The sequence below is a fragment of the Microcystis sp. M49636_WE2 genome (genome assembly GCF_030065375.1).
In the GTDB taxonomy this organism is placed as follows: Bacteria; Cyanobacteriota; Cyanobacteriia; order Cyanobacteriales; family Microcystaceae; genus Microcystis; species Microcystis aeruginosa_C.
In genome coordinates, this window is sequence record NZ_JASJFG010000613.1 from 1 (window position 1) to 6,139 (window position 6,139).

A 6,139-nucleotide genomic window follows, 5' to 3' on the forward strand; every position below is an offset into this window, starting at 1 on the left:
TAACTGCGGCTAAGTCTGTTAAGTTAATTTTAATTAAATTCGGGTCATTACTATTGACATTGTGATTAAAGTATGTACCAAAACTTGCCCAGTATGAGCGAGTTTTTTGGTAAATATGCCAACCTAAAAACCCACTAACTCCAGTGATTAACAGCGTTTTCATAGTTTAGAGATTAAATCCTTTTTCGTAGGCTAAAAACTGTACTTGTGGTTCCAAAGGTTCACTAACTAAACCAATTCCTGCAAATCCCCATCGCTGCATCAGTCCCTTTAATTGTGTTCCTGAGAGAGTTTCCACAGAAAAATTATTGGCTAAATCCTGAGCATGGGTATTGATATAACTTAAAGCATCGTAGGATTCTTTAAACAGAAGCAGATAACTAGCCGGAGTTTCGCTTTCACCTTTTCTCAGACGCGCCACTAGGTATTGTCCGTCTTGTTTTGACCTGAGTAAATAATGTGTAGTTGCTAACATAGTTTATTAAGTGAAAAGTGAAAAGGAAAAAAGGGGTTGGGTGGGGGTACATCCCATTTTTGTAAATCTACTGAGTTGGGATTTTTAAAGGGAAACTATCTTCTAAAATTGGTCATTACTTCCGATTTTACCACTCAATCCAAGCCTTTGGGGGGTTCTACCCCCCAAACCCCCCGTTGGGGGCGTGGCGCCGCCCCCAAACCCCCCGCGCATTAGTTTTTCGGTGGGATGCTTACACGCAGCTGCTGATACATCTGTAATAATTTAAGGGTCACTGATAATTGCTTATTGTCCCTATTTCTGCAAATGTGAGATGCACCCGTTGGGTAGTGGGAAATTTAGCTGAAATTTCCCTATCACCCTACTTTAAATCCTCCAATTTAATCCTAGGATCTACAGCTTTGAGAAGTAAATCAGCCAGAAGATTACCGATAATCAACATAGTAGCACCCATCATTAAACTGCCCATAACTAAATATAAATCTTTAGCCGTCACAGCTTGTAGAATTAAACGACCTAATCCGGGCCAGTTAAAGAAAAATTCGGCGATAAATGCCCCACTTAGCAAACTGGAAAATTCAAAGCCCAAAAGAGTTATCAGGGGATTAATAGCATTGCGTAAAGCGTGGACATAGATAACTTTATTTTCTGGTAAACCTTTCGCCCTGGCAGTTTGAATATAATCCTGTCGCAGAACATCTAATAATTGTCCCCGCATCAATCTTTGTAATCCGGCAAAACTGGTAACTGTCAGGGCAATAGTTGGTAAAATCATGTGCCAAGCGATATCTAAAACTTTACCGATAGGGGAATATTCCGAATAGTTAATACTGGTCATATCACCCACCGGTAAAAGCGGCGAGACATTTTGGGCGAGAATTAGCAGTAAAAGGGCAGTGATAAAACTGGGGAAACCTTGACCAAGATAACTGATAACTCGAAAAAATTTATCGATAAATTGGTTTTGTTTGACGGCGCTGAGAATGCCCAAGGGAATCGCAATCGCCCAGGTTAAAATGATGGAAGTCAAAGACATTAATAACGTCGCTGGAATTCTCTCTAATAGTAGGGAAGACACGGGACGAAAATAGGTAAAACTCAGACCAAAATTAAACTGAGTTACCACTTGCCACAACCATTTAAAATACTGGACAATCGCCGGGTCTTTTAAACCAAAAAGGGCAATATATTGTTCTTTAGTTTCCTGACTAATCTTGGGATTAAGGTCAAGCAAAGCCAGAAAACCGCCGGGGGTTAATTGGATAATAGCGAAACTCAAAGCCGAGGCCAACAACAGAGTTAATAAACCCTGGAGAACACGCTTGACAATATATAAAAAAGTTTCGCTAGTTAGGAGAGATTGTAACCCATTAGCACTCGATCGAGCGTTTGCAGCCTTATAATTATCATCAGTCGCCGTCATAGAAAAAAACCTAATAATCGATGAGGGTAATAATCGGTAAATCGGGTAATTTTTCCCGACCACCGAGGTCGATTAACTCGATGATAAAAGCAAATCCTAACACCTCACAACCAATTTTTTCTAATAAATCGGCCGTCGCTTTCGCCGTCCCTCCCGTCGCGATTAAATCATCGACAATTAAGACTTTGTGATGGGATGCCACCGCGTCCTGATGAATTTCCAGGCTATCGCTTCCGTATTCCAAATCATACTCGATACTATGAACGGCGGCGGGTAATTTGCCCGGTTTCCGGACAGGAATAAATCCCGCTTCTAATTGGTATGCTAAAGGAACACCAAAGAGAAAACCCCTGGATTCCATACCGACAATGTAATCGGGGGATAAACCGTAATCGCGACACTTTGCCGTTAGGGTATCGATCGTGTAACGTAATCCTTGGGGATGATTGAGTAGGGTAGTAATATCGCGGAAGACAATACCCGGTTTGGGAAAGTCGGGAATATCGCGAATCAGTGATTTCAGATCCATTCGGTTTCCGTGTCTCGTAAAATGGGGGACAGCTATCTATACAATACAATTTACAATACCCTGACTCGATCGCCCTTGTGTTTTAGTTCTCCTATATCATGACCCCTACTAGCCTAACGCCCGAATCTACAACATCAGCCCCAGAAAAACCGTTTATTTTAAGCGTTTTACCCGATTTTCCGATTGCCAGTCAGCAATGCGCCCTACATCTCCAACAGCATATCGATTTAATGCTGTTAGCGTTGGAATCCTTAGAAGTAGGTGCCGGGGAGGCCCTGTTAGCCCTCTGTAAAGAACTAGGACTCGATAAAATTATCAAAAACCGGATTATTTTCTGGCGCTTACGCTGTACTAATCCGTGGCGAATTTCCTACACCCTCGACCGTCTCACCCTTGACCAAGCAAAAGCTTTAGTTATCATTGCCAGTTATCGGGCCAAACCTCTAGCTATATCCATCCGACAATTACTGTTAGCGCGGCAACAGATGGAGTCAAAAGGTTTACCCGTGGATAATAATTTTCTTTTATCAGAATACCTAGAAAGATTTCGCTCCAATTTTCGCAGTCGCATGAACCCCCGTCGGGCCAAAGTATCGGTTTATCTAGCCGATGAAAATGCTTTAAATGAACTGGCTTTATCCCTCCTCGATCAGTTATTATTTTGTACTGGTACCACGGGAATGCAGCGGTTTTGGATTAGTTTATTTGATGGGGAGATCGTGTAAAAATGAGAAGACAGTATAGCTTGCCCAATTGTACCCTGATTCTCGATGGTTTCGGCGATGATTTCGCCCCAGCTAATCCCGGTGATAGCCGACCTTTACTCTCAATTTTGACTAACGTAGAATGTCGGTTAATCGGGGCCAATAAAATCCTGCAAGGTGGTCGGGTTTTCTTGGAAAATTTGGTCCAAGCGGTCAGTCAGTATGCCCAAGAATTTTTAAGTGGTGTTCGTCATCCCCAAGACCCCGTCCATGAACCAGATCATGTGTACCTAGAAAAGATTGACCAGAATCTCCATCGTCTGGTCTGGTATCCATCAACGGACTTGAATATCCCGGAAAGTCCAGTCAAGATAGAAATCAGTACCGTGCAGTTATTCGATTTAATAGAAGCGATTGACCAATTTTTTGCCGATACTCGCACTTTACCTGACCTAACCCTAAAATTACAGCCAGTTTCCCGTCGCTACCATAAGGTGAATGAATCGGTGGCCAGTCGAACAGTGCCTTTTTTGGCAGGATTAGGCAGTCTTGTCGCTTGCGCCCTACTTTTCTATCTGTTACCCGTCCCCCAAGTCCGTAAACCCGAAAATCCACCCATTCCCGCCGCTTCTCCCAGTCCCACCGTCCCCACTAATCCCGTCCCCCCTCCTAGATAAAATTAGTCCCCTAAGCTACATCTATAAATGGAGTGATGGGAATGTGCTTATAAACTTCGGCATTCTTTGCCTGAGCTTGACGGAGATCGTAGTCTGTTTGAAGATTCAGCCAAAACTGAGGACTGTTACCAAAATATCGTGACAGACGCAAAGCTGTGTCCGCAGTGATACTACGCTTACCCGCTAAAATCTCACCGATACGAGTTTGAGCTACGCTTAAATCTTTGCTCAGTCTGTAGGGGGTAATATTGAGCGGTTCCAGAAAATCTAACTTGAGGATTTCACCGGGATGGATATTTGGCAAACGGTGGAACTGAGCTTTTACATTGAGCCTGTCGAAATGTGTCGAAGTGTTGCTGTTCATTGCATTTAGCTAATTTTAGTGGTAGTCCACTATCTCTACCTGATCAGCATTGCCTTCATCAGTCCAAATGAAGCAAATTCTCCATTGGTCATTAATACGGATGCTGTACTGGCCCTGACGATCGCCCTGCAACTTCTCCAACCGATTACCCGGTGGGACACGCAGATCATTAATCGATAACGCCGCTGCAAGGATTAGCAGTTTTCGTAGAGCGACCGATTGAATATCAGGGGGATAGTGACGAGACTGAAACCCCTCGAAAATGAGCTTAGTCTCTTCGGACTTGAAATTTATGATCATATGATAACTGTCACTTTGATAACTGATTATAGCGGTAAGCGCTTGAGTGAGATACAGACCAAGCTTTGCCTAGCATGGTTTATAGCTCGTGACACTGTACCTCATACGACTGCACACCGCTATAACTGATGATCAAATTCTAACGCCTAACGATACTATTGTCAAGCAGAAGTAAGCTTTCGCCCCACACCCCACACCCTTCTCCCCTGCTCTGTATCAGTTTTTAGAGAAAGTACCCAAAAAAAAACCTGATCTTTTTTGCACAAGTTAGAAAAATTGTGTTATGCTGGTAATTCTGTGAAGGTTTTTCGATAGGGAGTATTGAAAAAAAAATGACCAAACTGGGAACCCATTTGATTGTCGATGCTTGGCAAGTACCTGCTGACCTCCTCAACGATCCCGAGCGCATTCGTCGCGCTATCCTCGATGGAATTACGGCAGGAGAAGCAACGCTGATCGATTTGTGTGTCCACCAGTTCAGTCCCCACGGAGTTACCGCGACGGCGACTTTAGCTGAATCTCATATCGCGATCCACACCTGGCCTGAACACGGCTATTTCGCCGCCGATTTATTCTTCTGTGGTGCGGGTAAACCCGTGGTTGCCATGGAAATTTTGACCAAATCCCTGCAAGCAGGTGAGATTAAAGTCCGGGAACTAACCAGAGGATTCCCCAGTTCTGGGGCAGTTTATGAAAGCAAAAAGGAAGAACCCCTGAAGTCTTCCCTAGTTATGGCCTAATTTCTAGCGCCGGCCTCGATAATAAGTTAGCAGCACTGGTGATCGCCTAAACTGAAATCGTGATCAGGATAACCCTTGTTTTTATCCTTGCCATCTTTCCCTCTCTCGTTAGTCTCTGGTTAATTAACCGATCCCAACAGAGATTAAGCAACCGTTTGAGAGGGATTCGCTATCGTCACGAATACAGCCCGGTGATGGCCAGTGATTTTTTGTCAATTCCTCTAGAGACAGAAAATAAACCGGCCTTGATCGGTGATCTTAGTTGTCGTTTTAATGCCTATTCCCCCCATTTGCGTTGTGCGGTTAATCCCACCGGTCCCTGTGAAGGTTGTCGGCAGTACGAAGCTAAAACTGGCACAGTGTAAGCGGCTTGAGCTTCCAAACAGTTCCCTATTTGCTATCCTTAAAAATTATCGCTATCGCAATTGAGGAGTGTGGGAATAATGGCGTTCAAACGAAATTTGACCCTCTTAATCATCGGATTAGGATTAACTTGTTTACCCCTATATCCGGCCCAAGCTAACCAAATCAGCACCGTCACCCCGAATACGGCAGCCAATCAAACTCTTGCTACCCATCTGGTCCTGAAACTGAAAGAGAGAAAAGTTTACGTTTATCAAGATAGTAAAGTTTTAGCACAATTTACCGTCGCCGTCGGCAAAAAAGGCTGGGAAACCCCCACAGGTAAATTTGAGGTGCGGGAATTAGTTCGCAATCCCGTCTGGAAAAGTCCCTGGACGGGAAAAGTCAGCGCTCCCGGTCCCAATAGTCCCCTAGGGGAAAGATGGATCGGTTTTTGGAGTGACGGCAAAAATTCCATCGGTTTTCATGGCACCCCCGCGGAAAATTCCCTCGGTAGCGCCGCTTCCCATGGTTGTGTGCGGATGCGGAATCGGGATGTGAAAGTGTTGTTTGATTTAGTCCGCA

The 6,139-nt window shown here is 44.2% G+C and carries 10 protein-coding genes and 1 pseudogene; 5 read left to right on the plus strand and 6 right to left on the minus strand.

Annotation, left to right across the window (positions count from 1 at the left end):
- The 4 genes and pseudogenes from PX484_RS14085 to PX484_RS14100 form a co-directional block, all read right to left on the minus strand.
- Positions 1 to 163 (minus strand): annotated as a pseudogene (locus PX484_RS14085) (SDR family oxidoreductase); the annotation flags it as partial.
- A gap of 3 nt (positions 164 to 166) precedes the next feature.
- The gene (locus PX484_RS14090) at positions 167 to 475 is read right to left on the minus strand and encodes a hypothetical protein (protein ID WP_002737657.1); all 309 of its coding nucleotides are present in this window, start codon (positions 473 to 475) and stop codon (positions 167 to 169) included.
- A 361-nt stretch (positions 476 to 836) separates the two neighbouring features.
- Positions 837 to 1,898 carry an ABC transporter permease gene (locus tag PX484_RS14095; RefSeq protein WP_002801333.1) on the minus strand — a complete coding sequence of 354 codons (1,062 nt, stop codon included), beginning with the start codon at positions 1,896 to 1,898 and terminating at the stop codon, positions 837 to 839.
- A 10-nt stretch (positions 1,899 to 1,908) separates the two neighbouring features.
- The gene (locus PX484_RS14100; protein WP_002737799.1) at positions 1,909 to 2,427 is read right to left on the minus strand and encodes an adenine phosphoribosyltransferase; all 519 of its coding nucleotides are present in this window, start codon (positions 2,425 to 2,427) and stop codon (positions 1,909 to 1,911) included.
- A 98-nt stretch (positions 2,428 to 2,525) separates the two neighbouring features.
- Here PX484_RS14100 and PX484_RS14105 point away from each other — a divergent pair, with 98 nt between their 5' ends.
- Both PX484_RS14105 and PX484_RS14110 read left to right on the plus strand, forming a co-directional pair.
- Positions 2,526 to 3,152 (plus strand): DUF3038 domain-containing protein, encoded by a 627-nt coding sequence (locus PX484_RS14105; RefSeq protein WP_002801334.1) that lies wholly within the window; start codon positions 2,526 to 2,528, stop codon positions 3,150 to 3,152.
- Between the two features lie 2 nt (positions 3,153 to 3,154).
- Positions 3,155 to 3,808, plus strand: a complete 654-nt coding sequence (locus PX484_RS14110) for a DUF4335 domain-containing protein (protein WP_287765983.1) — start codon at positions 3,155 to 3,157, stop codon at positions 3,806 to 3,808.
- Positions 3,809 to 3,818: 10 nt separating this feature from the next.
- Here the strand turns inward: PX484_RS14110 and PX484_RS14115 are convergent, their stop codons facing one another.
- Both PX484_RS14115 and PX484_RS14120 read right to left on the minus strand, forming a co-directional pair.
- Positions 3,819 to 4,172, minus strand: a complete 354-nt coding sequence (locus PX484_RS14115; protein WP_051048454.1) for a HigA family addiction module antitoxin — start codon at positions 4,170 to 4,172, stop codon at positions 3,819 to 3,821.
- 15 nt (positions 4,173 to 4,187) lie between these two features.
- On the minus strand, positions 4,188 to 4,472 hold the full coding sequence (locus tag PX484_RS14120; RefSeq protein ID WP_002742078.1) for a type II toxin-antitoxin system RelE/ParE family toxin: 285 nt from the start codon (positions 4,470 to 4,472) through the stop codon (positions 4,188 to 4,190).
- A 332-nt stretch (positions 4,473 to 4,804) separates the two neighbouring features.
- On the opposite strand from PX484_RS14120, the gene speD reads away from it, so the two are divergent.
- From speD to PX484_RS14135, 3 genes are all read left to right on the plus strand, one after another.
- Positions 4,805 to 5,212, plus strand: coding sequence for an adenosylmethionine decarboxylase (gene speD, locus PX484_RS14125; RefSeq protein ID WP_002735723.1), 408 nt, complete (start codon positions 4,805 to 4,807; stop codon positions 5,210 to 5,212).
- A 59-nt stretch (positions 5,213 to 5,271) separates the two neighbouring features.
- The gene (locus PX484_RS14130) at positions 5,272 to 5,577 is read left to right on the plus strand and encodes a DUF6464 family protein (protein WP_288027158.1); all 306 of its coding nucleotides are present in this window, start codon (positions 5,272 to 5,274) and stop codon (positions 5,575 to 5,577) included.
- A gap of 78 nt (positions 5,578 to 5,655) precedes the next feature.
- A partial coding sequence (locus PX484_RS14135; protein ID WP_288104343.1) for a L,D-transpeptidase occupies positions 5,656 to 6,139 on the plus strand: 484 nt, incomplete at its 3' end.

What these genes read in the sequence shown, in the direction of transcription:
- PX484_RS14115 (WP_051048454.1), bottom strand. Translation starts at nt 4,172, where the DNA reads ATGAACAGCAACACTTCGACACATTTCGACAGGCTCAATGTAAAAGCT.
- PX484_RS14120 (WP_002742078.1), bottom strand. Translation starts at nt 4,472, where the DNA reads ATGATCATAAATTTCAAGTCCGAAGAGACTAAGCTCATTTTCGAGGGG.
- PX484_RS14105 (WP_002801334.1), top strand. Translation starts at nt 2,526, where the DNA reads ATGACCCCTACTAGCCTAACGCCCGAATCTACAACATCAGCCCCAGAA.
- PX484_RS14100 (WP_002737799.1), bottom strand. Translation starts at nt 2,427, where the DNA reads ATGGATCTGAAATCACTGATTCGCGATATTCCCGACTTTCCCAAACCG.
- PX484_RS14095 (WP_002801333.1), bottom strand. Translation starts at nt 1,898, where the DNA reads ATGACGGCGACTGATGATAATTATAAGGCTGCAAACGCTCGATCGAGT.
- PX484_RS14110 (WP_287765983.1), top strand. Translation starts at nt 3,155, where the DNA reads ATGAGAAGACAGTATAGCTTGCCCAATTGTACCCTGATTCTCGATGGT.
- PX484_RS14090 (WP_002737657.1), bottom strand. Translation starts at nt 475, where the DNA reads ATGTTAGCAACTACACATTATTTACTCAGGTCAAAACAAGACGGACAA.
- speD (WP_002735723.1), top strand. Translation starts at nt 4,805, where the DNA reads ATGACCAAACTGGGAACCCATTTGATTGTCGATGCTTGGCAAGTACCT.